Source organism: Nocardia sp. NPDC046473 (genome assembly GCF_040645995.1).
Taxonomy (GTDB): Bacteria; Actinomycetota; Actinomycetes; order Mycobacteriales; family Mycobacteriaceae; genus Nocardia.
Map to the genome: position 1 here is coordinate 210,932 of NZ_JBEYZJ010000002.1, position 23,434 is coordinate 234,365.

22 protein-coding genes are annotated in these 23,434 nt (G+C 68.4%); 9 read left to right on the plus strand and 13 right to left on the minus strand.

The genetic code is table 11. From position 1 onward, the window contains the following. Positions 1-12: 12 nt before the first annotated feature. From ABZ942_RS06500 to ABZ942_RS06520, 5 genes are read right to left on the minus strand one after another with little or no spacing between them, the layout of a single operon-like run. Positions 13-432 (minus strand): MaoC family dehydratase, encoded by a 420-nt coding sequence (locus ABZ942_RS06500; RefSeq protein ID WP_357379714.1) that lies wholly within the window; start codon positions 430-432, stop codon positions 13-15. Next, on the minus strand, positions 429-1,337 hold the full coding sequence (locus ABZ942_RS06505) for an OB-fold domain-containing protein (RefSeq protein ID WP_357380338.1): 909 nt from the start codon (positions 1,335-1,337) through the stop codon (positions 429-431). The genes ABZ942_RS06500 and ABZ942_RS06505 overlap by 4 nt, the downstream gene beginning before the upstream one ends. A gap of 60 nt (positions 1,338-1,397) precedes the next feature. Continuing rightward, positions 1,398-2,558, minus strand: a complete 1,161-nt coding sequence (locus ABZ942_RS06510; protein ID WP_357379715.1) for an acyl-CoA dehydrogenase family protein — start codon at positions 2,556-2,558, stop codon at positions 1,398-1,400. After that, positions 2,543-3,607 carry an acyl-CoA dehydrogenase family protein gene (locus ABZ942_RS06515; RefSeq protein WP_357379716.1) on the minus strand — a complete coding sequence of 355 codons (1,065 nt, stop codon included), beginning with the start codon at positions 3,605-3,607 and terminating at the stop codon, positions 2,543-2,545. Before ABZ942_RS06515 ends, ABZ942_RS06510 begins: the two co-directional genes overlap by 16 nt. 25 nt (positions 3,608-3,632) lie before the next feature. After that, on the minus strand, positions 3,633-5,786 hold the full coding sequence (locus ABZ942_RS06520; RefSeq protein WP_357379717.1) for an acyl-CoA dehydrogenase: 2,154 nt from the start codon (positions 5,784-5,786) through the stop codon (positions 3,633-3,635). A 140-nt stretch (positions 5,787-5,926) separates the two neighbouring features. Between ABZ942_RS06520 and kstR the strand changes: the two genes are divergently transcribed. The 7 genes from kstR (at position 5,927) to ABZ942_RS06555 (ending at position 14,784) form a co-directional block, all read left to right on the plus strand. After that, complete coding sequence (gene kstR, locus ABZ942_RS06525; protein ID WP_357379718.1) at positions 5,927-6,574, plus strand: cholesterol catabolism transcriptional regulator KstR; 648 nt, start codon at positions 5,927-5,929, stop codon at positions 6,572-6,574. 375 nt (positions 6,575-6,949) lie between these two features. After that, positions 6,950-9,520 carry a trehalose-phosphatase gene (otsB, locus tag ABZ942_RS06530; protein WP_357379719.1) on the plus strand — a complete coding sequence of 857 codons (2,571 nt, stop codon included), beginning with the start codon at positions 6,950-6,952 and terminating at the stop codon, positions 9,518-9,520. Positions 9,521-9,707: 187 nt separating this feature from the next. Next, positions 9,708-10,592, plus strand: coding sequence for a zinc ABC transporter substrate-binding protein (locus tag ABZ942_RS06535; protein WP_357379720.1), 885 nt, complete (start codon positions 9,708-9,710; stop codon positions 10,590-10,592). A 26-nt stretch (positions 10,593-10,618) separates the two neighbouring features. Beyond that, the gene (locus ABZ942_RS06540) at positions 10,619-11,536 is read left to right on the plus strand and encodes a metal ABC transporter ATP-binding protein (RefSeq protein ID WP_357379721.1); all 918 of its coding nucleotides are present in this window, start codon (positions 10,619-10,621) and stop codon (positions 11,534-11,536) included. After that, positions 11,533-12,402, plus strand: a complete 870-nt coding sequence (locus ABZ942_RS06545) for a metal ABC transporter permease (RefSeq protein WP_357379722.1) — start codon at positions 11,533-11,535, stop codon at positions 12,400-12,402. Before ABZ942_RS06540 ends, ABZ942_RS06545 begins: the two co-directional genes overlap by 4 nt. A gap of 344 nt (positions 12,403-12,746) precedes the next feature. Beyond that, entirely contained in the window at positions 12,747-13,919 is a 1,173-nt protein-coding gene (locus ABZ942_RS06550; protein ID WP_357379723.1) for an acyl-CoA dehydrogenase family protein, read from the plus strand. Between the two features lie 55 nt (positions 13,920-13,974). After that, positions 13,975-14,784, plus strand: a complete 810-nt coding sequence (locus tag ABZ942_RS06555) for an enoyl-CoA hydratase-related protein (protein WP_357379724.1) — start codon at positions 13,975-13,977, stop codon at positions 14,782-14,784. Here ABZ942_RS06555 and ABZ942_RS06560 read toward each other — a convergent pair. The 6 genes from ABZ942_RS06560 to carD form a co-directional block, all read right to left on the minus strand. Beyond that, the gene (locus ABZ942_RS06560) at positions 14,781-15,059 is read right to left on the minus strand and encodes a DUF4190 domain-containing protein (RefSeq protein WP_357379725.1); all 279 of its coding nucleotides are present in this window, start codon (positions 15,057-15,059) and stop codon (positions 14,781-14,783) included. The genes ABZ942_RS06555 and ABZ942_RS06560 overlap by 4 nt on opposite strands. 81 nt (positions 15,060-15,140) lie before the next feature. Beyond that, a complete protein-coding gene (rlmB, locus tag ABZ942_RS06565) occupies positions 15,141-16,115 on the minus strand; it encodes a 23S rRNA (guanosine(2251)-2'-O)-methyltransferase RlmB (protein WP_357379726.1) in 975 nt (324 codons plus the stop codon). Then, the gene (cysS, locus tag ABZ942_RS06570; RefSeq protein WP_357379727.1) at positions 16,115-17,545 is read right to left on the minus strand and encodes a cysteine--tRNA ligase; all 1,431 of its coding nucleotides are present in this window, start codon (positions 17,543-17,545) and stop codon (positions 16,115-16,117) included. The genes rlmB and cysS overlap by 1 nt, the downstream gene beginning before the upstream one ends. Before the next feature lie 65 nt (positions 17,546-17,610). Further along, positions 17,611-18,078, minus strand: a complete 468-nt coding sequence (ispF, locus tag ABZ942_RS06575; RefSeq protein ID WP_357380339.1) for a 2-C-methyl-D-erythritol 2,4-cyclodiphosphate synthase — start codon at positions 18,076-18,078, stop codon at positions 17,611-17,613. A 2-nt stretch (positions 18,079-18,080) separates the two neighbouring features. Further along, entirely contained in the window at positions 18,081-18,806 is a 726-nt protein-coding gene (ispD, locus tag ABZ942_RS06580; RefSeq protein ID WP_357379728.1) for a 2-C-methyl-D-erythritol 4-phosphate cytidylyltransferase, read from the minus strand. A gap of 2 nt (positions 18,807-18,808) precedes the next feature. Then, complete coding sequence (gene carD / locus ABZ942_RS06585) at positions 18,809-19,297, minus strand: RNA polymerase-binding transcription factor CarD (RefSeq protein WP_011206964.1); 489 nt, start codon at positions 19,295-19,297, stop codon at positions 18,809-18,811. A 445-nt stretch (positions 19,298-19,742) separates the two neighbouring features. Here carD and ABZ942_RS06590 point away from each other — a divergent pair, with 445 nt between their 5' ends. Both ABZ942_RS06590 and radA read left to right on the plus strand, forming a co-directional pair. Continuing rightward, positions 19,743-20,456 carry a hypothetical protein gene (locus ABZ942_RS06590; RefSeq protein WP_357379729.1) on the plus strand — a complete coding sequence of 238 codons (714 nt, stop codon included), beginning with the start codon at positions 19,743-19,745 and terminating at the stop codon, positions 20,454-20,456. 97 nt (positions 20,457-20,553) lie between these two features. Continuing rightward, positions 20,554-21,966: a DNA repair protein RadA gene (gene radA / locus ABZ942_RS06595; protein WP_357379730.1), complete on the plus strand. Its 1,413-nt coding sequence runs from the start codon at positions 20,554-20,556 to the stop codon at positions 21,964-21,966. A gap of 25 nt (positions 21,967-21,991) precedes the next feature. Here radA and ABZ942_RS06600 read toward each other — a convergent pair whose 3' ends face one another. Together ABZ942_RS06600 and ABZ942_RS06605 are read right to left on the minus strand one after the other, a co-directional pair. Then, positions 21,992-22,681 (minus strand): hypothetical protein, encoded by a 690-nt coding sequence (locus ABZ942_RS06600; protein ID WP_357379731.1) that lies wholly within the window; start codon positions 22,679-22,681, stop codon positions 21,992-21,994. A gap of 122 nt (positions 22,682-22,803) precedes the next feature. After that, the gene (locus tag ABZ942_RS06605) at positions 22,804-23,427 is read right to left on the minus strand and encodes a carbonic anhydrase (protein WP_357379732.1); all 624 of its coding nucleotides are present in this window, start codon (positions 23,425-23,427) and stop codon (positions 22,804-22,806) included. Positions 23,428-23,434 lie beyond the last annotated feature (7 nt).

Consider the following 23,434-nt stretch of genomic DNA (forward strand, 5'->3'; position numbering starts at 1 on the left):
GGGTGGGCCTGCTCACTCATTCGAACTCCGATAAGCGATAACGGCTTTCGCCGTGACGTGGTCGCCGAGGCTGTCCTTGCCGACCACGTCGATGTGGATGTCGCCGCCGTCGATGGCGGTGACGGCGCCGGTCAGGGTGAGCGTGTCATTGGCGTACAGCGGCACGCCGAGACGCAGCGAGATCGACTTCAGCACCGCGCGCGGCCCGGCCCAATCGGTGACGAAACGCTGGATGAGGCCGGTGTCGGTGAGGATGTTGACGAAGATGTCCTTGGAACCGCGGGCGACCGCCTTGTCCCTGTCGTGGTGCACGTCCTGAAAGTCCCTGGTGGCCAAGGCCGTACTGACCACGAAGGTCGGATCGGCAAGGATCACCAGCTCGGGCAGCACGGTACCGACCTGCACAGAGGTCGGCACAGTGGTCGTCGTCATACGATCACCTGCCAGACCGGCAGCGTCGCGTCGTCGTCGAGCTTCTCGAAGTCCACCCGAACGGGCAGCCCCACTTGCACTTCCGCAGGATCTATCCCGCGCAGTTCGCCGAGCATGCGCACCCCTTCCTCCAATTCGACCAGCGCGACCACGAACGGCAGTTGCCGCCCTGGCACTTTCGGCGCGTGGTGCACGACGTAGCTGAATACGGTGCCGCGGCCTGAGGCGACCACGTAGTCGGTCTGCTCCGACTTGTCCTTCCACAGGGCCGGGATCGGCGGGTGCCGCAGCGAACCGTCGGGCAGCTTTTGGATGCGCAGCTCGCCCGCTTTCGTACCCTCCCAGAAGAATTCGGTGTCCCAGGACACCAGCGGCTTGACCCGCTCGCTGGCCGGGGTCTGCGGTGCGGCGGTGCCCGGTGCGAATTTCAGTAGCCGGAACAGCATTTCGGCGACCAGCTCGTCACCGACGTGCCAGCTGGTCAGGAAGGTGACGAACCAGCCCTCCCCCAGCGCCGTCCGCTTCGGCCCGCGGATATCGGACAACCTGCTGGTCGCCGACACCTGCTCGCCGACATTCAGATACCGGTGATAGGTCTGCTGACAGTCCGTGGCGACGACCGAGGTGTACCCGGCGGCATCGAGCAGCTCGGTCGCCTCGCCCATCGGATCATCCAGTGGGCGAACGCCGTTGAGCCCGAACATGGTCCACACCTGGGCCATGGCGGGCGGCGCGACGATGCCCGGATGGCCGGCGGCCTTGGCGGCCGCCTCGTCGACGTAGATGGGATTGGTGTCACCCAACGCCTCGACCCAGTTGTTGATCATCGGCTGGTTCACCGGATCACGCGCGAGACGCGGCGTGCAATCACCGACCGCCTTGATCCGTTCGGCCTCGGCGACAATCGCTTCCGGACTGGTGGTTTCCGGCACGCGCGGCTCCTTCTCGACTAGCACTGGCGATGGCTATCTGGGTACTCGCGGCAGCTGCAGACCGGCCGTGGCGACCAATTCGCGCATCACCTCGTTGATGCCGCCGCCGAAGGTCACCACCAGGTTCTGCTTGGTCCGCCGGTCCAGCCAGGTGAGCAGCTCGGCGGTGCCCGCCTCGGCGGGATCGCCGTAGCGGCCGACGATCTCCTCGGCCAGCCGGCCCGCCTCCTGCAGCGATTCAGTGGAGAAGACCTTGGTGGCGGAGGCGTCCGCGATGACGCTGGACTGGTCGCCGTCGACGGTCGCGGCGACCTGCCAGTTCAACAGCTCGTTCAACCGGACCATGGCGTGGATGCGGCCCAGCGAGCGGCGCACATCGATCTCGCCGAGCACGCCACGCGGCTGCGCCCAGTCGCGCACCCGGTCGTAGAGCTGCTCGATCTTGCCGGACGGGCCGAGGCCGACCCGCTCGTGGTTGAGCTGGGTGGTGATCAGCCGCCAGCCGCCGTTCTCCTCGCCGACCATCATGTCGGCGGGCACCCTGACATCGTCGAAATAGGTGGCGTTGGTGTGATGCGCACCGTCGCAGGTGATGATCGGCGTCCAGGAGTAGCCGGGATCGGTGGTGTCCACGATCAGGATGGTGATGCCGCGGTGTCGCGACTCGACCGTTCCGGTGCGGCAGGCCAGCCAGACGTAGTCGGCCTCGTGCGCGCCGGTGGTGAAGATCTTCTGCCCGTTGACAATCCAGTCACCGGAGTCGTCGCGCACGGCTGAGGTGCGCAGCGAGGCCAGGTCGGTGCCCGCCTCCGGCTCGGAGTAGCCGATCGCGAAATGCACATCGCCGGAAAGGATTCCGGGCAAGAACTGCTTCTTCTGCGCGTCGGTGCCGAACTGCTGCAGCGTCGGGCCGACCGTCAACAGCGTGACCAGTGGCAGCGGAACGTCCGCGCGCACCGCCTCGTTGTAGAAGATCTGCTGCTCGACGGGGCCGAAGCCCTGCCCGCCGTACTGCTTGGGCCAGCCGACGCCGAGCCAGCCGTCGCGGCCCATCCGGCGCACCACCTCGCGGTAGGCGTCGCCGTGCCGGTTCACCGCCATCGCGGCTTCCTCGTCCGGTGTCACGAGATCCGCGAAGTACGAACGTAATTCGCCGCGCAGCTGCCGCTGCTCGGCGGTCAGATCGATGAACATCTGGCCCCCAGTCGATCGAGTCGGAACGATGCGCCGCCGAGCCAGCGAGCGATGTCCTTGGCCTGTGAGTAGTAGCGGTGCATCGGGTGAGTGATGTCGACGCCGAGACCGCCGTGCAGGTGATGACACTTCTGCATGGCGGCGGGTAGGTCAGCGGCCACGCTGTAGGCGAGGACGTCGAGGTCGTCGTCGATCCGCGCCTGATGCTCCTGGCTGGAATCGTCCTGCGCCAGCGCCCAATTCGCCGATACCGCGGCGACGTGCAGGGTGCGCGAGACGACATACAGATCGGCGATCTGCTGGGCGACGGCTTGGAATTCGGCCAGCGGCCTGCCGAATTGGCGCCTGGTCCGCAGGTGTTCGGCGGTCATTACCAGCGCGCCCTTGAGCAGTCCGTCGGCGACGGAACCGATCGACGCCAGGGCTAGTCGGTGCAGGTCGGCCAGCCCACCGGGTAGTAGCTGCGCGGCCGGGATCTGCACCCGGTCCAGCCGCAGCGTGCATTCCGGGATGTCACCGGAGACCGGCGACGGTACCCGGATCAAACCCTTGGCATCCGAATCTATCAGCGCGATACCGGAATTGGTCGGGACCAGCAGCCACCGAGCCTCCTCCGCGTACGGTACGGCGATCTTGTGGCCGGTGATCCGCACCGAGTCGCCGTCGGCGACGGCCGCCGTCTCCGGCTTGACCGCGAACGGCGCGGTCGGCTCGCTCAGTGCGGCGGTGATGATCGCGCCCTTGGCCACCTCGGGAAACACCCGCTCGGCCAGGCTGTCCGGCAGCAGCGACAGCAGCGGCAGCAACCCGAAGCCCAGCGTCGGCAGCGCGGGCACCGCGACGGCGTCGGTCGCCAACTCGGTCAGCAACACCGATACCTCGGGCAGGCCCATGCCGTCACCGCCGAAACGCTCCGGCACCGCGACCGAGAGCAGCCCGCTGTCGACCAGGCTCGGCCACAACGCGTAATCACGGGCCGGTTCCCGCTCCAATAAACTCACGACGACCTCGGCCACCGCGTCCTGGCCCTCGTCCCTGGTGAAATCCATGCTTGTATCTCCAGTCGACTCGTCGCTAGCTGTCCGTGTCGCGCGGTAGGCCGAGAATCCGCTCACCGGCAACGGTCAGCAGGATTTGTTCGGTGCCGCCTGCAATCGATAAACAGCGTGTGAGCAGGAATTCTTTTACCACTTCAGTGTCCTGCGCACCGGCGGGACCTGCCGTCTCGACGGCGAATTCCGCGACCGCCTGCCGATGCCGGACCCCGACGAGTTTGCGCACGCTGCTCTGCGCACCAGGATCGGCGCCTGCCAACATTTTTACGGCGGCGCGCTGCTCGAGCAGTAAACCTGCAATCGCATCGGCGACGAATCCGCCAAGGCGGTCGTTCACCAATTCCGCGCCGGGTCCAGCGGCGGGCGATTTCGCGATCAGCTCGTCGAGCACCGGCCCGATACCGTTGCCGCCCATCGCCACCCGCTCGGTCGACAGCGTCGATCTAGCGATCTTCCAGCCGTTGTTCAGTGCGCCGACCACGCCGTCATCCGGGACGAAGACGTCGTCGAGGAACACCTCGCTGAACCGCGCCTCGCCGGTGATCTGCACCAGCGGACGCACTTCCAGTCCGGCGCTGTGCATGTCGACCAGGAAGTAGCTGATGCCGCGGTGTTTCGGCGCCTCGGGATCGGTGCGCGCCAGGCAGATCGCCCAGTTCGCCTTGTCACCCAACGAGGTCCACACCTTCTGCCCGTTCAGCACCCAGCCGCCGTCCACCTTCTTGGCGGTGGTGCGCAACGCGGCCAGGTCGGACCCGGCGCCGGGCTCGCTGAACAGCTGGCACCACACGACCTCACCGCGCAGGGTCGGCCAGGCGAAGCGTTCGATCTGCTCCTGAGTGCCGTGCTGCAGCAGCGTGGGAACGGCCCAGCCGCCGATCGCCAAGTCGGGCGCGGTGAGTCCGGCGCGACGCAGCTCTTCGGAAATCAGCAGGCCGGTCATCGGATCCGCACCGCGACCGTACGGGTGCGGCCAGTGCGGCATGGCCAGACCGGCATCGACCAACGCCCCGCGCTGCTGGTCGGCGGGCAGCGCGGCGATCCGCGCCACCTCCGCCGCCACCTCGTCGGCGCTGCTGCCGTCCACGGCCGCAACGCCTTCGGCGGCGAAGACCCGGTCGGCGCCGGTGGTGCGGCGCTGACCCGCGCGGGTCAGTTCGGTCACCCTGGCCCGCCAGCGCGCCGAGCCGCCGAGCAGCTGGCGCAGGGCCACCGCCCGGCGCAGGTACAGATGCGCGTCGTGCTCCCAGGTGAAGCCGATGCCGCCGAGCACCTGAATGCAGTCCTTCGCGGTCTCGACCGCGGCGTCCAGCGCGATGGCGGCGGCAATCGCGGCCGCGATGGGCAGCTCCGCGCCGCCCTCGTCCACGGCGGCCGCGGCGTCGGCCGCGACGGCACGGATCAACTCGGTCCGGCACAGCATCCAGGCGCAGATGTGCTTGACGGCCTGGAACGAGCCGATCTTGCGGCCGAATTGCTCACGGACCTTTGCGTATTCGACCGCGGTTTCCAGGCACCAGCCCGCAAGACCGGCCAGTTCGGCGGCGGCCAGCACCACGACCAGATCCTCGACCGGGTGCGGCGAGGCGAAGATCTGATCGGCCGGTACTCGCACGGCGGCGCAATGCACGCCAGCAAGCGGCGTGCTCAGGTCGAGCGGCGAAAGCGATTCGACCCGAACCCCTTCGGTGTCCGGCGGCAGCAAGACCCAGCGCTGCCCGTCCGGGGCGGAAACCGGTAGCAGCACAGCGGTTTCCGGTGCCGCGCCGACCACCGAATCCCAAGAACCGGTGAGCGACAACTCGCCATCCGCGCCCGGTACGCTGACCTGCGAACCGACAACAAAGTCGAGCGCAACCCCGCACGGCAGCTGCTCATCGAGCCGACCCGCCGTGATCAGATTGGCCAGCGCCGTTGCCAGCACCGGCCCGCCGACCAGATCGTGCGCGGCCTGCTCGACCAGCACGGCGAGATCGGCGACCGAGCCGCCCGCCCCGCCCGAGTCCTCGGTCACGGCGACCCGGAAGATGCCGAGATCGGCGAGACCGGGCCAATACGCGCGCCAGAAGGCGCTCTGATCGATTCGCATTGTTGCAATTGGACGCACCGATCCGGCCCACCCACGCATCGACTCCTGGACGGCTTTATGCTCGTCAGTGGTGGCGATGGTCACACTCCGTACCGCCTTCCCGGCGTGACTCCCACACCTAGAACATGTTCTAATATCCTAGCTGTGCGGAAGTCAAGAGACGACCGCCGAGCCGATACTCGGGCCAGTTACACCAACGACGTCTCCGGAAAGGACTCTCACCGATGGCCAGTCCCTCCCGATCGCAGCCGGCCGACTCCACTGCGGCACCGGCTACCGCGACGGTCACGACGCTCAGCGAGGACGAGCTGAGTTCGGCCGCGCAGCGGGAACGGCGTAAGCGGATTCTGGACGCGACGCTGGCGCTGGCCTCGAAGGGCGGCTACGACGCGGTGCAGATGCGTGCCGTGGCCGAACGCGCCGATGTCGCAGTCGGGACGTTGTACCGGTATTTCCCCTCGAAGGTGCACCTGTTGGTGTCCGCGCTGTCTCGGGAATTCGAGCAGATCGAAGGCAAGCGCAAGCCGCTTGCCGGACAGTCGCCGCAGGAGCGCATGCACCTGCTGCTGCAGCAGATCACCCGGATGATGCAGCGCGACCCGCTGCTCACCGAGGCGATGACGCGCGCGTTCATGTTCGCTGACGCGTCCGCGGCCGCCGAGGTCGATCGGGTCGGCAAGGTGATGGATCGGGTATTCGCCCGCGCCATGAACGACGGCGAACCCGACGAACGTCAGCTGGCCATCGCCAGGGTGATCAGCGATGTGTGGCTGTCGAACCTGGTCGCCTGGCTGACCCGGCGCGCCTCGGCGACCGATGTGACCGAGCGGCTCGAGCTCACCGTCGATCTGCTGCTCGGCGACCGCTCCTAGATCCGGACAGCCAGCGCATACCCGGCAAATCCTGGGCGGATGCCGGGTTCGTGCGGAAGATCACATTCGAGCCGAAGGCGGGCCGGGCGCACAGAATTCGCGTCCGCGGCCCGCTGCTCGGCGCAGCCGGGTAGCGCGAGTTTTGCGGGGCCCGTGCACTACCCATCGCACATCGACATGATCGCAGCGCACGCGAAGAAGTGACCAGTTGTGGCCGCTCGGACCCGAGTTCGGGCGGTCGCCGCGCACTCCGATGCGAACGGGCGGAAAATTAGACACAGCGCACGCATAGCGGCGGGCGTCGGTGCGGCAAATCTAACCCAGTATTGTTCTGCCCGCCCATGAAAAAACTCCTCCGATCACTAGGTTGGATGCGTGAGCGCACAGGATCTGCCACTGGAACTTCGTCGTGCACTGTCGACAGTCGCGCGAGTGCCGAGACTGTTGGTTGCCTCGGACTATGACGGGACGCTTGCGCCCATCGTTTCCGACCCGGCGAAGGCCTTTCCACACCGGGAATCGGTGAGTGCGTTACGCGCGCTCGCCGGACTCACCGGTACCACCGCCGCGGTCATTTCCGGCCGCGCACTGCGGGATCTCGCGGCACTGTCGCGACTTCCGGTCGAAGTACAACTGATCGGTAGCCATGGCTCGGAATTCGATGTGGGTTTCGTGCATGCCATCGACAATGACGCCAAACAACTGCTCCAAGAGGTGCAGACCGCGCTGACCCAGGTCGCGTCGGAAAACCCGGGTGTCACCGTCGAGATCAAACCGGCCAGCGTCGCGCTGCACGTGCGCAACGCGAGCCCGGAGATCGGACACCGGGCCCTCACCAGCGTCCGGCAGGGTCCGGCGCTGTGGTTCGGCGTGCAGGTGACCGAGGGCAAGGCCGTCATCGAACTGGCCGTGGTGCAGACCGACAAGGGCACCGCACTCGACACCATCCGGCATCAGGCCGCCGCGTCCGCCGCGGTGTTCTTCGGTGACGACGTGACCGACGAGAAGGCCTTTCGCGTCTTGTCCGGTCCCGACCTCGGCATCAAGGTCGGCGAGGGTGACAGCCAGGCCAAGCACCGGGTCGACAGCACCGAGGCCGTGTCGTGCGCGCTCGCGTTCCTGCTCGAGGAGCGGCGCACCTGGCTGGCCGGCGCGAGCGCGCCCCGGATCGAGCGGCTGACCATGCTGGCCAGCCCGCGCTCGGTGGCGCTGCTGACGCCGGACGCGACGGTCACCTGGTTCTGTCATCCGGAGCCGGATTCGGCCGCGGTGTTCGCGCATCTGCTCGGCGGACCGCAGGCCGGGCACTTCACCATCGAGCCGGAGCGACCGGGTCTGCCGCTCTCGCAGCGCTACATCGACAGCACCATGACGGTCGAAACCCGTTGGGCCAAGCTGCAAGTGGTGGACTACCTGCCGCACGACGTGCCCGCGACCCGCACCGACCTGACCCGGGTGATCACCGGTGACGCCAAGGCCGTCGTGACGTTCGCGCCGCGACCGGAATTCGGCCAGGTGCCGGTGAGCATCGAGGCGACCGAGAACGGGCTGCGGGTGCTCGGCACCAACGATCCGATGGTGTTGCGCTCCCCCGGACTGTCCTGGGAGATCCTCAGCGACGGCACGCACGATTCCGCGCGCGCCGTTGTCGACCCGTCCAAGGGTCCGATCGTGCTGGAAATGCGTTGTGGCACCTCCGATCTCAAGCCGGCCAAGACCGACGAGCTGGAGCGGCGACGGCTGGCCGAGGGCTACTGGTCGCAGTGGGCGGGCACGTTGCAGCTGCCGCCGCTGAAGCCGGATCTGATGAAGCGCTCGGCACTCACCCTGCGCGGGCTGGTGCACGCGCCGTCCGGTTCCATCCTAGCCGCGGCCACCACGTCGCTGCCGGAAGACATTGGCGGCGTGCGCAACTGGGACTACCGCTACTGCTGGCTGCGCGACGCGTCGCTCACCGCGCAGGCGCTGGTTTCGCTCGGGTCGCTGGGCGAGGCCGAGGCCTTCCTCGGCTGGGTGCATCAGGTGCTCGAGACGCTGCCGGGGCCGGAGCGGCTGCACCCGCTGTACACGCTGTACGGCGAGACGCTGCCGCCCGAGGCCGTGATCGATCAGCTGCCCGGTTACGCGGGTTCGCGCCCGGTCCGGGTCGGCAACGCGGCCAACATGCAGGTGCAGCTGGACGTGTTCGGTCCGATCGTCGATCTGATCGCGAGCCTGTCGCACGCGCGGGAGATCCAGGGCATCACCGATCCGGCCGCGGCACTGCCGGACGCGGACTGGGAACTGGTGCGCGCCATGGTTTCCGCAGTGCAGCGGCGCTGGCAGGAACCCGACCACGGCATCTGGGAGATCCGCGGCAACCCGCGCCATCACGTGTACTCGAAGGTGATGGGCTGGCTGACCGTCGACCGGGCGCTGACCCTGGCGCAGAAGTTCGCGCGTGAGGTCGATCCGGCCTGGGCGATGCTGCGTGACACCATCGCCGACGAGGTGAAGTCCAAGGGCTGGAACGACGAGGTCCAGTCGTTCACCGCGGCCTACGACGGCACCGACCTGGACGCGGCCACCCTGCACATCGGGCTGAGCGGACTTATCGATCCGTCCGATCCGCGCTTCGCCGCGACCGTCGTCGCGACCGAGGCCGAATTGCGCAGCGGCTCAACGGTGTACCGGTACCACCACGACGATGGCCTGCCCGGCGGCGAGGGTGGCTTCCACCTCTGCGCGGCCTGGCTGGTCGAGGCGTACCTGCTGATCGGCAAGCGCTCGGACGCCGAGGCGCTGTTCGCTCAGCTGGTGGATGTGGCGGGACCGACCGGCCTGCTCAGCGAGGAGTACGACCCGGTGGCCGAACGCTCGCTCGGCAATCATCCGCAGGCGTACAGCCACCTCGGCCTGCTGCGTTGCGCGCAGTTGCTCGGTCAGTCGGTGGGGGTGCTCGTCTAAACCGATCCATCTCGGTTCTCCCGGGCCCGTCGACGGCCGCGCAAGTGCGCGTCCCGGTCGGCGGGCCCGGACTCGTCTCGGCGGCGCGCAGTTGCTAAAGTGAAACAGAAACCATTTCCATTAAGCTGCGTAGTGTCACCCGCTCGAGTGCGTCACCAGCTGTTGAGCGTCACAGGAGTGCCCCCGCGTGAAGACAAGCATTGCCATACGGTTCGCCGGTGTCGCCGTGGGGGTTGTCGCCGCACTCTCGCTGACCGCCTGCGGCAGCGATTCGAAGGATTCGGGTAAGCCGACCGTCATCGCCTCCACCAACGTCTGGGGCGATATCGCCGCGACGATCGCCGGACCGGACGCCACGGTCGAGTCGATCATCAGCGACCCGTCCGCCGACCCGCACTCGCACGAGACCTCGGCCGTCGAGTCGGCCAAGCTGCGCGACGCCGACCTGGTCGTCTTCAACGGCGGCGGCTACGACGAGTTCGCCGAGAAGGCGGTGGCGGGGCGGAACAAGCGCACTGTCGACGCGTTCGAAGCCCGCCCGAATAAGAGCGACCAGAACGAGCACGTCTTCTACGACATGAGCACCGTCGCCGCGGTCGCGGACCGGATCGCGGGCAGCCTCGGCGAGCTGGCCCCCGCCGCCGCGAGCGGCTTCACCGAGCGCGCCGCCACCTTCAAGAGCGGGCTGGCCGGGATCACCGCGATCGCGGGCAAGCTGGCCGCCGAGCACCCGAAAACGCCGGTGCTGCAGACCGAACCGCTGGCGCACTACCTGCTGCTCGCCGCCGGTGTCGAGGATCGGACGCCGCACGAGTTCCAGGAGGCGATCGAGCAGGAGACCGATCCGGCGCCCGCCGCGGTTGCCGCGACCCGGGAGCTGTTGACCGGCAAGCAGGTTCGCGCACTGGTCTACAACGTGCAGACCCAGGACAAGATCACCAAGGACCTCCGGACGGTGGCGCAGTCGAGCGGGCTGAAGGTCGTCGAGGTGACCGAAACCCTGCCCGCCGGAATGGATTACCTGCAGTGGCAGACCAAGAATGCTCAGGCACTGAGCGCGGCGTTGAGTTGAGCACCGTGACAAACCAGGGGGTCGCGGTGGTTGAACACACCGAACAGGCGCGGCGGCAAGCACTTTCGAACGGCACTGCGGCGGTCCGGCTCGACGGGGCGCGGTTGGCGTTCGGCGACCGGACGCTCTGGCAGGAGTTGGATCTCGAAGTGGCACAGGGCGAATTCGTCGCCGTGCTCGGACCCAACGGATCCGGCAAGACCTCGTTGCTGAAGGTGCTGCTCGGCCAGCTCGGGCTGAGCGCGGGCACCGCACGGGTCGCGGGCGCGCCCGCGCGGACCGGTAACCCCGACATCGGCTATGTGCCGCAACAGAAGACGATCGACGCCGGGGTGCAGCTGCGCGGTGTCGACCTGGTCGGGCTTGGCTACGACGGCCACCGCTGGGGTCTCGGGCTCCGGGCGCGGGCCGACCGCAGGCGCAGGGTCGCGGCCGCGATCGCCGACGTCGGGGCGGAGCGGTTCGCGCACGCGCCGCTGGAGACCATGTCCGGCGGCGAGCAGCAGCGGCTGCGGGTGGCGCAGGCGCTGGTCGGCGATCCGAAGGTGCTGCTCTGCGACGAACCACTGCTCAGCCTCGACCTGGCGAATCAGCGATTGGTGGCGGAGCTGATCGACAAGCGCAGGCGAACCCATGACACCGCAGTGCTTTTCGTGACGCATGAGATCAATCCGATTCTGCCGCTGGTGGATCGGGTGTTGTACCTGGTGGACGGCAAGTTCCGGATCGGCACGCCGGAAGAGGTGATGACCTCCGCGGTGCTGTCGGAGCTGTATCAGACCGAGGTCGATGTGCTGCGGGTGCGCGGGCGGCTGGTGGTCGTCGGGACCGGGGACACGATGGACGCGCTCGGTACGGCCGGAGCGCACTGCCATGGCGATGCGGGCGTCGACGTCCCGGCAGTCGCAGTGCCCGAACAGGATTCGAGCGTGGTCCGCTCGTGATCGACAAGCTGTCCGACGTGCTCGGCAAGATGCTCGACTTCGGCACCACCGCGAATCTGCTCTCCTACGACTTCGTACAGCAGGCGGTGCTCGCCGCCGCGCTGCTCGGGCTGCTGTCCGGGGTGATCGGGCCACTGATCATCAGCAGGCAGATGTCGTTCGCGGTACACGGCACCAGCGAGCTGTCGCTGACCGGCGCGGCCGCGGCACTGCTCGCCGGGATCGGCGTCGGCGTGGGTGCCATCGCCGGGTCGGTGGTCGCGGCGGTGCTCTTCGGGTTGCTGGGAACGCGTGCCCGCGAACGCGATTCGGTGATCGCGGTGGTGTTGTCGTTCGGGCTCGGCTTGTCCGTGCTGTTCCTGTGGCTCGGCCCGGATCGGGCGGGCTCGAAGTTCTCGCTGCTCACCGGACAGGTGGTCAGCGTGGGCAACAACGGCATCACGCTGCTCGCGGCCTGCACCGTCGGCGTACTCGCGGTCCTCGCGATCGTCTACCGGCCGTTGCTGTTCGCCAGCTCCGATCCGGAAGTAGCGGTGGCACGGGGCGTTCCGGTGCGCGCGCTGTCGATCGTGTTCGCCGTACTGCTCGGCATCACCGCGGCCTTCGGGGTACAGATCGTCGGCGCGCTACTGGTGCTCGCCCTGTTGATCACGCCCGCCGCCGCGGCCGCACAACTGACCGCAAACCCGGTGCGCGCCACCGTGCTCGCGGTCGTCTTCGCCGAAATCGCCGCAGTAGGCGGCATCCTGCTATCGCTCGCGCCCGGCGTTCCGGTCTCGACGTTCGTCACCACGATCTCGTTCCTGATCTACCTCGTCAGCCGAGTAGTCGGCACCCGCCGCCGCCAACTCGCCCGCGCTCGCTGACCCCCGGCCCACCAAGCGCTTACGCGCTCTCAGCGTCCGCCCCGAGGCAACCCGCAGACCGGGCATACCTTTGAGTGTCTGTGAGAGGTACGGGGGCTCGGTGGGATCAGTGGAGTAGGGCGTGCGCGGCGGAGCAGTCGCGTATGCCCGCTGTGAGCGGCGGTGGGCCTCGGGGCGCGCGCTGGCAGGCCGAAACATGGCCGCAGATCTCTACGCATCTGCGGCACACGGTCAATAGCGTTCGGATGACAGCCCGCCAGGGCGTTGAGGGCGGGTGCCTTCAGTCGCTCTGCCTGGGTTTCGTATGCTCGACGCACGCGACCCCGAACGATTGGTGACCAACGATGATCGACTTCTCGATGCCCGCCGAGCTCGCCGCCGAACGCGATCGAGTACGCCAGTTCGTCATCGACAAGATCGTTCCGTTCGAGCGGGATCCGCGGCTCACCGCGCACGGGCCGACCGACGAGCTGCGCCAGGAACTGGTCGAGCTGGCGCGGACCGAGAAGCTGCTCACGGTGCAGGCGCCGGAATCGCTCGGCGGGCGCGGGCTGTCGCATATCGAGCAGGCGGTGATCTACGAGGCGGCGGGCTGGTCCACCCTCGGCCCGATCGCGATGAACTGCGCGGCGCCGGACGAGGGCAATATGTTCCTGCTGTCCAAGGTGGCCAACCCGGAACAGATCGAGCACCACCTCGCGCCGATGGTCGCCGGCCGGCACCGCTCGGTGTTCGCCATGACCGAACCGGACGGCGCCGGCTCGGACCCGGCCCAGCTGGCCACCACCGCCACCTTCGACGGCGAGAACTTCACCGTCAACGGCCGCAAATGGCTGATCACCGGGGCCAACGGCGCCAAGACGTGGATCATCATGGCCCGGCTCGCGGAAAACCCGCACCTGCCCGCCGGACCGACGCTGTTCCTCACCGACGGCGACCAGCCTGGCATCGTCATCGAACGCACCATGAACACGATGGACCGCAACTATGTGGCCGGGCACGGCGTCGTCCGCTTCGACAACCTCACGCTGCCGCAGTCCGCGCTGCTCGGCGACGCGGGACAAGCCCTGCGCTACGCCCAGCTGCGACTGGCCCCGGCCCGGCTCACCCATTGCATGCGCTGGCTCGGCGCGGCCGAGCGCGCGCAGAGCATCGCGGTGGCGCACGCGCGCACCCGCACCGCGTTCGGCAAGCCGATCGGCGAGCACGAGGGCGTGTCGTTCATGTTGGCGGACAACGAGATCGCGCTGCACCAGTGCAGGCTGACCATCTGGCACGCCTGCTGGCTGATGGACCAGGGCGAGAAGGCCAGGCACGAGAGCTCGATCGCGAAGTCGTATGTCTCCGAGGAGCTGTTCAAGGTGGCCGACCGGTGCGTGCAGGTGCTGGGCGGCATCGGCATCAGCGACGAGACGGTGGTCGAGATGATCTTCCGCGACATCCGCGCCTTCCGGCTCTACGACGGTCCGACCGAGGTGCACAAGTACGCGATCGGGCGCAAAGTACTGCGTGGTTGAGCGAGGTTTTTCGGGCCAGGGTCAGGGCGGGGCGTCCTGGACTAACATCGCTGGCATGAGTTCGGAACTGCACGTCGATGTCTCCGCGGGCATCGCCGTGCTCACGCTCAATCGGCCCGCTCAGCAGAACGCCTTCACCCCGACGATGGCCGCCGAATTGAGCGCCGCGTTGCAGCGCTGCGATGTCGAGGACAACATCCGGGTCGTCGTGATCACCGGCACCCCGCCCGCGTTCTGCGCGGGCGCGGATCTATCCAGCCGGGTCGGCGACGTCAGCGCCACCATCGAGCCCGCGCCGTGGCGGGTGCGCAAACCGGTGATCGCCGCGGTGAACGGGCACGCGGTCGGTATCGGGCTCGCCCTCGCGCTGCAGTGCGACCTGCGCTACATGGCGCGCGACGCCGTCTACGGGCTCAACCAGGTGCGGCGCGGCGTACTCGCCGACGGCTATTCGCACTGGACGCTGCCCCGGCTGGTCGGCATGGCCAATGCCGCCGACATCATGCTGACCGGTCGCACCTTCGACGGCGACGAGGCCAAGGCGATGGGCCTGGCCAACGGCTGCATGCCGGGCGGCGAGGTACTGCCGATGGCGCTGGCCATCGCGCACGACATCGCCAACGGGTCCGCGCCGCTGCCGGTGGCGATGTCCAAGCGGCTGCTGTGGGAGGGGCTCGGGATGAGCCCGACCATGGTCGGACAGTTGGAGACCGACCTGAACGACCACGTCACCAAGAGCATCGACGGCGGCGAGGCGATGGCAGCGTTCAAGGAACGCAGGCAACCCAATTGGACCGGCAGCGTCAGCGAGGAGTGGCCGGCCTGGGACGACCAGGGCGACCAGGAACGGCCCAGCCTCGACTAGGCGTTGCCGCCGAGCAGGATCATCAGATAGAGCAGCGCGAAGACGATCATCATGATGGTGCCGATGATGCCGAGGATGTAGCCGACTACCACCTGAACCCGCCCACCGTAGGCGCCGTGCGATTCCTCGATCTGATCCAGCGCCCGCTTGCCCATCGCCCACGCCACCGGTCCGAGCACGCCACAGCAGAGCACGCTCGCCGCACCGAGCCACAGCACCGCCGTCGCGTTCGGATGCTCGACCGGATTCCCGATGGGCTGATTGGGTATCACCACGAGCCGAATTCTACGGGGACAGCGCGCCCCGACGCGTCTATTGCCGTGTGCCGAGGGGCGTTTCGCGCCTGCGGCGCGGGATCAAGAACGGCGCTGGCGAGCGATTTCGGCGAGGACTACGCCTGCGGCTACCGAGGCGTTGAGGGATTCGACCGGACCCGCCATCGGGATGCCGAGGATGGAATCGCAGTTCTCGCGGACCAGACGGGACAGGCCCTTGCCCTCCGAGCCGACCACGATGACGGTGGCTTCGCGGCCGTCGAAGTCGTCCAGGGTGGTGTCGCCACCCGCGTCGAGGCCGACCACCTGGATGCCCTGCGAGGCCCAATCCTTCAGTGTGCGAGTCAGATTGGTGGCGCGGGCGACGGGCAGCCGGGCCGCGGCGCCTGCGCTGGTGCGCCAGGCGACCGCGCTGACGCTCGCGCTGCGCCGCTGCGGGATCAGCACGCCCTGGCCACCGAAGGCTGCGACCGAGCGGATGACGGCGCCGAGGTTGCGCGGGTCGGTGATGTTGTCCAGGGCCACCAGCAGGGCAGGCTCCGGCGAATTGCGGACCTCGGCGAGCAGGTCGTCCGGGTGCGCGTAGCGGTACGGCGGCACCTGCAGGGCGACGCCCTGGTGCATGCCGTTGGCGCTCAACCGGTCCAGGTCGCCGCGCGGCACCTCGAGGATGGAGATGCCCGCGTCGGCGGCCATCTGCACGCTCTCGGACAGCCGCTCGTCGTTCTCGGCGCCGAGCGCGACATACAGCGCGGTGGCGGGCACGCCCGCGCGCAGACATTCGACCACCGGGTTGCGGCCGAGCACCATTTCCGGGCTGTCGTCGTCCTTGCGTCCGGCCGCACGGCCCGAGCTGCCGCGGGGGCCACCCTTGGCGGCGGCCTTCGCCGCGGCGGCGGCCCGCTTGGCCGCGGGATGCTTGGTGCGCGCCTCGGCGGGCGGGGTCGCGCCGCGACCCTCGAGCCCGCGCCTGCGCTTGCCGCCGGAGCCGACGACGGCGCCCTTTTTGGTCCCGCCCTTGCGGATCGCACCACGACGCTGCGAATTGCCTGCCATTACTTGGCCTTTCCAGGTTGTAGCGCGTCCGGCGCCGTCTGCGGCGCAGCGCCAAGGGCCCATTCGGGACCATTTTGCGTGTCGGTGACCTCGATTCCGGCTGCCTGCAATCGATCGCGGGCGGCATCGGCGCTCGCCCAATCCTTGTCTGCTCGCGCCTGTTGACGGCGGTCGAGCTCGGCGCGCACCAGCACGTCGAGCGCGCCCAGTGCCGCCGACGAGTCGCGTGGGGTGAACCAGTGCGGATCCAGCGGGTCGACACCGAGGATACCGAGCATGGCGCGGAGCTGTCCGGCCAGGTCCCGTGCACTGTCGATCGCACCGGCCTCGAGCGCCTTGTTGCCCTCGTGCACGACGCGGTGAATCTCGGCCAGCGCCTTCGGCACGGCGAGGTCGTCATCGATGGCCGCGGCGAACGCGTCGGTCCACTTGCCGACCGGAACGTCGCCCGCACGATCGGCGGTCCGGTGCACGAACGCCTCGATCCGCTGGTAAGACTGGGCTGCGTCGTTGAGCGCCTTGTCCGAGTACTCCAGCATCGAGCGGTAGTGCGCGCTGCCGAGGTAGAACCGCAGCTCCACGGCACGCACATGGGTGAGCACATTCGGCACGGACAGCACGTTGCCCAGCGACTTGGACATCTTCTCCCCGCCCATGGTCACCCAGCCGTTGTGCAACCAGTACTGGGCGAAGCCGTCACCGGCCGCCTTGGACTGGGCGATCTCGTTCTCGTGGTGCGGGAACACCAGATCCATTCCGCCGCAATGGATATCGAATTCGGGGCCGAGGTAGAACTCGGCCATCGCGGAGCACTCCAGGTGCCAGCCGGGACGGCCGGGGCCCCACGGCGACGGCCAGGTCGGCTCGCCGGGCTTGGCGGCCTTCCACAGGGTGAAGTCGCGCGGGTCGCGCTTGCCCTCGCCCGCGCTCTCGCCCTGGTGCACGTCGTCGAGGCGGTGGCCGGACAGGCTGCCGTAGTCGGGGTAGCTCACCACGTCGAAGTAGACGTTGCCCTCGGAGGCGTACGCGTGGCCGCGCTCGATCAACCGCTGCATCATGTCGACCATCTGGGTGATATGGCCGGTGGCCCGTGGTTGCACGGACGGCGGCAGCACGCCGAGGGTCTCGTAGGCGTCGTCGAAGGCGCGCTCGTAGGTGGCCGCCCACTCCCACCACGGCCGGCCCGCATCGGCGGCCTTGGTGAGGATCTTGTCCTCGATGTCGGTGACGTTGCGGATGAACCACACGTCGTAGTCGTGCGCGAGCAGCCAGCGGCGCAGCACGTCGAAGGCGACGCCGCTGCGCACGTGGCCGATGTGTGGCGCGCCCTGCACGGTGGCGCCACACAGGTACACCGAGGCACGGCCGGGGACCAGGGGCGCGAAGTCGCGCATGGTTCGCGTGTCGGTGTCAAAGAGGCGCAGCGTCACGGCGTTCGATCCTAGCTGGTAGATAAGCCTGTTCACGGACCCGGTTCAGGTCCGCCGGAGCTGGGTCAGCGACAGGCTTGTAGCAGAGCGGTCGCCATGGCGGCAATGCCTTCGCCGCGACCGGTGAGTCCGAGGCCATCGGTGGTGGTGCCGGAAACCGAAACCGGGGCGCCGAGCAGCTCGCCGAGCAGTTGCTGGGCCTCGTCGCGGCGCGGGCCGATCTTGGGCCGATTGCCGATCACCTGGACCGCCGCGTTGACGATCTCGAAGCCCGCCTCGCCGAGCAGCCTGCGCACTTCCTTCAGCATGGCGGCGCCGGAGACGCCGGCCCATTCCGGGCGGTCGGTGCCGAAGACCGAGCCGAGGTCGCCGAGTCCGGCCGCGGACAGCAGTGCGTCGCAGAGTGCGTGGGCGGCGACGTCACCGTCGGAGTGTCCGGCGCAGCCGTCGTCGCCGTCGAAGAGCAGTCCGGCCATCCAGCATGGGCGGCCCGGTTCGATGGGGTGCACGTCGCTGCCGATGCCGACTCGCATGTTCACTGAGCCACCGCCCGGCGTAGGTCCGCGCCGTCGAGCACCGCGTGTGCGAGCAGCAAATCGAGCGGGGTGGTGATCTTGAAAGCCAGCGGATCGCCAGGGATCGTGCGCACCTGGGTGCCGAGCAGTTCGACCAGGCCGGCGTCGTCGGTGGCTTGCACACCCTCGGACAGGTAGGCCGAGCGCAGCAGTTCGCCCGCGAAGCCTTGCGGGGTTTGGATGGCGCGCAGTTGCGCGCGGTCCGGCGTGCCGGTGACCGCGCCCGCCGCGTCGACGGACTTGATGGTGTCGGCGACCGGAAGCGCGGGGACCACCGCGAGGTGGCCGGCGCGCAACTCGGCGGCGACCCGGGCGATGAGCTCGGGCGGGGTGAGGGCGCGCGCGGCATCGTGCACGAGGTAGTAGGCGGCCTCGGGTGCGGCGGCGAGGCCTGCCCGCACCGAGTCGATGCGTTCGGCGCCGCCGACGACCACGTGTACCGAATCCGAGGGCGGCAGCAGGGCAACGGCGCTCTCGACGAATTCGGCGGGAACCATAACGATGATCCGGTCGACCGCTCCGGAGGCGATCAGGCCTTCGACGGCGAGTCGGACCATAGGGCTGCCGCCGACCGGGACGAACGCCTTGGGCGTGGCTTCACCCAGGCGGACGCCGCGACCGGCGGCAGGCACCAAAGCAACGACGGTTCCGTCGGTGAGACGAGCACCGTTGTCGAGTTTGTTCACGGTCAGGAAGCCGCGGCGAGGACCTCGTCCAGCAGCGTCTCGGCCTTGCCGTCATCGGTCCCCTCGGCGAGCGCGAGCTCACCGACGAGGATCTGACGGGCCTTGGCGAGCATCCGCTTCTCACCGGCGGACAGGCCGCGATCCTGCTCTCGACGCCACAGGTCGCGGACGACCTCGGCCACCTTGTTCACATCGCCGGAGGCGAGCTTCTCCAGGTTGGCCTTGTAACGGCGGGACCAGTTGGTCGGCTCCTCCGTGTGCGGCGCGCGCAGAACCTGGAAGACTCGATCGAGACCCTCCTGGCCGACGACATCACGTACGCCGACGTATTCAGCGTTCTCTGCGGGAACCCGAACAGTCAGATCGCCTTGGGCGACCTTCAGGACCAGATACTCTTTTTGCTCACCCTTGATGGTGCGAGTCTCGATAGCTTCGATCAGCGCCGCTCCGTGGTGGGGGTAAACGACGGTGTCTCCGACCTTAAAAATCATGTGTCCCGTGCCCCTTTCGATGTTCACAGTTTAACATGCGACTCGGTAACGGCGCGATCAACTGTGCAGGTCAGGGCCACAACGAGGCAGCGGTGGGGCTTGACAACGACCGCCCGGTGTGCATTATGTTGTGCCAGAACGGGTTACCTCCCCGCACTGTCCCCGAACCGGCCCCCCGACCCGAGCAGGCAGCGCGTGCGCGATCCGTCGATGCTCGACCAAACTGTTACCAACGATGTGAGTGTCCGCTCCCCGCACCACCGACCGACACGCGCGAGTTCCGCGAGCGCCGTTCGCGGCCCGTCTCAGGGGCCGCGAACACGCAGCGCCGCAGGCGCCGCCGATCAGACACAGCCCCGGCTCCCGGTCCGCGACGGGAACTACTACGCTGCCTAGTTATTACTCTCCCTTGCGGAGTGACCCGGTCGACATGGAGGGACAACCCGTGACTGCCCTGAAAGCTGTGACCGCCCTGAAGAAGGCGCGACGTCGCATGGTGCCGGTTGCCGCACTCGCCGCAGGTGCGGCGATCGCGCTCGCCGGCTGTAGCTCGGGCCAGATCTCGCAGACCGCGGACCAGGTCGCCGCGATCAATGGCAACCACGCCGACGTCGGCAAGATCGCGCTGCGCAACGTGCACATCGTCTTCCCCGCCCAGGGCACCGAGTACAACAACACCAAGGGCGGCAAGGCGGTCATCGCGCTGTCGATCATCAACAACAGCCCGTCGGTGCCCGACGAGCTGACCAGCCTCACCACCGATCTCGGCACCGTGAAGATCACCCCGGCGACGGGCAAGACGACGGTCGAGCTGGCTCCGCAGCAAACTGTGGTCGCGGCCACCAAGCCGGTCAAGGCCGCGACACCCGCGGGCGACGCGCACGGCGCGGCGCCGACCGCTGCGGCCGCGCCGACCTCGGCCAAGCCCGACCATGCCGATGTTGCCGAGGCGACCACGGATCCCGAGGCGCGCCCGATCCTGATCGAGATCACCGGCCTGACCAAGGACATCACGCCGGGCCTCACCTACAACGTGGCGTTCAACTTCAAGCAGAACGGCACCGTGCAGGTCCAGGTGCCAGTCGACGCGGGTGCCACCGAGCGGCACGAGTCAGACAAGTCCGGCGCAGCCGAGGCAGAGCACACCGGCGGACACTGACCGTATAGCCCCCTTACGGAGACGGCTGCCACACCCGACGGGTGCGGCAGCCGTTCTTATCCGACATGTTGTCGGAGGCGGTACGTAAGGTGCGCGTGTGGCAAAGACCAGGTCGATCTTCCGGTGCTCCGCCTGCACGCACGAGGTCGCCAAGTGGGTGGGTAAGTGCCCCGACTGCGGCGCGTGGGGCACCGTCGACGAGGTAGCCGTCGCGGCGACCGGTGCGGGCGCCCCGGCCAGGCGCGCGATGCTGCCGAGCACCGCCGCCGCGCCGATCTCCAGCATCGACTCCCAGATCACCAGGGCGAAGCCGACCGGAGTCAGTGAGCTCGACCGGGTGCTCGGCGGCGGCGTTGTCCCCGGCTCGGTGGTGCTGCTGTCCGGCGAGCCCGGCGTCGGCAAGTCGACGCTACTGCTCGAGGTCGCACACCGCTGGGCCCGGCAGCACGACGCCAAATCGCTCTACGTCACCGCGGAGGAATCCGCGGGACAGGTGCGGCTGCGCGCCGACCGGACCGGCGCCGTGCACGAAAGGGTGTATCTGGCTGCGGAATCCGACCTTTCGATCGTGCTCGGGCACGTCGAGCAGGTGCAACCGACGCTGCTGGTCGTCGACTCGGTGCAGACCATGCTGGCGCCCGAGGTGGACGGCGTGATCGGCGGCGTCACCCAGGTGCGCGCGGTGACCTCCGCGCTGACCTCGCTGGCCAAGGCGAGCGGGATCGCGGTGCTACTGGTCGGGCACGTCACCAAGGACGGCAATGTCGCGGGCCCGCGCACGCTGGAACACCTCGTCGACGTGGTGCTGCAGTTCGAGGGCGACAAGAACTCATCGCTGCGCATGGTGCGCGGCATCAAGAACCGCTTCGGCAGCGCCGACGAGGTCGGCTGTTTCGAGCTGCACGAGGACGGCATCGCCTGCGTGGACGACCCGTCCGGACTGTTCCTGCACCACCGCACCGATTCGGTGCCCGGCACCGCCGTCACGGTGGCGATGGACGGCAAGCGCCCGCTCGTCGCCGAGGTGCAGGGCCTGACGGTGGAGACCGAGATCCCGAATCCGCGCCGCGCGGTCAGCGGCCTGGACTACAACCGGGTCGCGATGGTGCTCGCCGTGCTGCAGAGCCGCGGCAAGGTGTTCGTCGGCAAGTCCGACGTGTACGCCGCGACGGTGGGCGGCATGCGGCTGCTGGAGCCGGCCGCCGACCTGGCCATCACGCTCGCCATCGCCAGCGCCAATTCCGAGGTGGCGATTCCGGCGGGCTGGGTGATTCTCGGCGAGGTCGGCCTGGCCGGGGAGGTACGCAAGGTGACCGGACTCGAACGCAGGCTGGCCGAGGCCGAGCGGCTCGGCTTCACCACCGCGCTGGTGCCGCCCGGCTACGCCCCGCTCAAGCGCGGTGGCATGAAGATCCACGAGGTGGCCGACGTGCGCTCGGCCATCCGCATCACCGGCACCCGCAAGCGGCGCGCGCCGCAGGAGGCGAAGGAAGTGGCACCCGATTTCTAACGGGCCCAACCGAATCCGGAGTCGCTCAGGCGGGCGTCAGATTGAACGGTTCCGGCGAGCTGTGCAGCGAACCGAACTGCGCGATCACCTGGTACGCCCCGGCGGGCACCGGCACCCGCTCGCCGACGCAGCCCTGCTGCGAGGTGGTGCCGGACCAGCGCACCGTGAACAGCGCCTGCTCACCGGGTTTCAGGTTCCGCTGGTTCGACTCGTCGACGGGCGAACAGTCCGAGCTCGTCCAGAAGCGGCGCTGGCCGTCCAGCGAGAGCACCGACGCCTGGATCTGCGCCAGGTTCATGTCGCGCTGGCACTGCGCGCTGGAGATGTTGGTGATGACGATCCGGAAGTTCGGCTGCTCGCCGACCCGATAGGTCGGCTGGTCCACACTGATCTTGATCGCCAGCGACTGATCGGGGCACTGCCCCGGGCCCGCGGCCGGTTCATTCGACGCGGACGGGGAAACGCTCGATGTCGCCGCCGCGCCGGATTCGCTTGGTCCCGCGGCTTTTGTCGTCGTGGCATCGGCAGGCTTGCTCGGCGTCGTGGACGACGAACCGGCCACGACGGGCTTGGTGTCACCGGGCGAGTCGCCGCCGCGGGACACCGTCAGCACGAGCCAGATGACCAGCGCCAGCGCGACGACCAGTGCGCCGATCGCCAATGCGCGACGACGCCAATAGATCTCCGGTGGCAGCGGTCCATTCGGTTCCAGCACGCCTCAACGGTAAGGGCACGACCGGGCACGATGACTCATGCGCACGGCGTGTCGATCCGGATCAGGCGATCGTGGCGATGGAATTCCGGCCCGCACGCTGGGCAAACGGCGACGACTCCGGCTCAGGCGAGCTCGCCGATGTTGCCGACGACACGCTGCAACTTCACCTGTCCTTCGGCGAGCTTGTATGTGACACAGGCGATCGCGCATTCGCCGGTCGCCACCCGCTGGGAGATGATCATCGACCGCTGCATGAGCAGCCTGCTGGTCTCGACGACGTGCCTGGCCTCCATCTCGTCGACGGTGGACAGACCCTCCCGGCGGCCGATCAGAATGGAAGGCGTGACCCGCTCGACCACGCTGCGGATGAATCCGCCAGGCACCTCGCCGCCGTCCAGCGCGTCGATGGTGGCCTTCACCGCGCCGCAGCTGTCGTGCCCGAGCACCACGATCAGCGGAACGTTGAGCACCTGCACGCCGTACTCGATCGAGCCGAGCACCGAGCTGTCCACGACGTGGCCCGCGGTGCGCACCACGAACATGTCGCCCAGGCCCTGGTCGAAGATCAACTCGGCGGCGACCCGGGAGTCACCGCAGCCGAAGAGGATCGCGGACGGGTGTTGGCCACTAACGAGCTTGGCTCGGTCGGAGGCGCCCTGGCTAGGATGCTGCAGCGCACCGGAGACGAAACGGTCGTTGCCTTCGCGCAAAGACTTCCAGGCACTGACCGGATTTGAATCAGGCATACCGACC